The sequence below is a fragment of the Mesorhizobium sp. M0185 genome, assembly GCF_040322175.1.
In the GTDB taxonomy this organism is placed as follows: Bacteria; Pseudomonadota; Alphaproteobacteria; order Rhizobiales; family Rhizobiaceae; genus Mesorhizobium.
Window position 1 is genome coordinate 1 of record NZ_JAMYSY010000123.1, and the last position, 1214, is coordinate 1214.

Here is a 1214-nt window from a genome sequence, read left to right on the forward strand (position 1 = left end):
CCTGGCGCGCCCGAACTGGAGTCAGCCTGCGTGGCAGCAGCGAGGCGCCTAGTGGAGCGCGGCGCGGTGGCAATAAGCGCCAACTGTGGCTATTTTATCCGACACCAAGCTGCCTTGGCGGCGGCCGTGAATGTCCCCGTGGTCTCTTCGAGCCTGCTGCTACTGCCGGCGCTACTCGGCCAATTGCCGGCCGCCGCTAAGCTCGCCGTTCTGGTCGCCCAGCCGAAGCACTTGAGCGAAGATATGCTCGGGATCACCGATCCGTTTGCACGGGCCAGGGTGGTCATCGGAGGGATTGAAGATAGCGTACTCGTGCGAAACGAGAATATGCGACCACCGCCGCCGACGGATATGGCGGATATAGAAAAAGATGTCTTGGAGTCCACCGAGCGACTCCTCGGTTCACATCCAGATATTAAGGCGTTTCTATTCGAGTGCACGGCGATGCCGTTGACGGCGCCGGCGGTTCGCCGAATGACAGGCCTGCCTGTCTACGACATTACGACCCTCTGCCGAATGACCTTGGCGTCGGTCGCCTGATGGAGGGGAGCGCGTCAAATACGCGGTCGAGCCGTGCCTAACTTGCCGTGAAAATCACAATGGGAGAGCGATCATGTTCACGATATCACGCCGAAATCTTCTAAAGAGCGCAGCTTCGGCTGGGGCTGTGGGTGTTGGTCTCTCGCTGGCGCGACTAGCCGGGGCGCGTGCTGCCGAGACGATCACTGCGGTTGAATGGGGCGGAGACTACTTCGAAGCGATGAAGGCAGTTGTCGCCAAACAGTCGGACATTAATGTCAATTGGATCCTGCATACAGGTGGTTCCGCCGCCATTCTGTCGAAGATCAAGGCCATGTGGCCAAACCCCGGCATAGATCTTCTCACGGGATGGGATGTATCGTGGCAAGTAGTCGCCCGCGAGGGCTGGGCGGAGCCGGTCACCTTGGAAAGGGTTCCGAATCTCGCCGAGATTCCAGAAAAGTTGCTCGTCAAGGATGGCGCCGGAAACATCATAAATATCCCCCGTACGGTAACCGGCCTTTCATGGCTCTATCGGGAAGATACCACTCCCTTCGAAATTGCTAAGCTTGACGACCTTTTAGACCCCCGTCTGAAGGGCAAGATCTGCTTTCCTATACCGACACTGAATCAGAACGTCCAGATGGTCTCGTTGGCGCTTTCCAAGGGAGGCGACGAGAAGAATATGGAGCCGG

At 58.2% G+C, this 1214-nt stretch carries 1 protein-coding gene and 1 pseudogene; both read left to right on the top strand.

The window, feature by feature from the left end:
• Window positions 1-540: aspartate/glutamate racemase family protein (locus NKJ20_RS34015; RefSeq protein ID WP_352749962.1), on the top strand; the 540-nt coding region annotated here is incomplete at its 5' end.
• Window positions 541-613: 73 nt separating this feature from the next.
• Window positions 614-1214, top strand: a pseudogene (locus NKJ20_RS34020) (extracellular solute-binding protein); the annotation flags it as partial.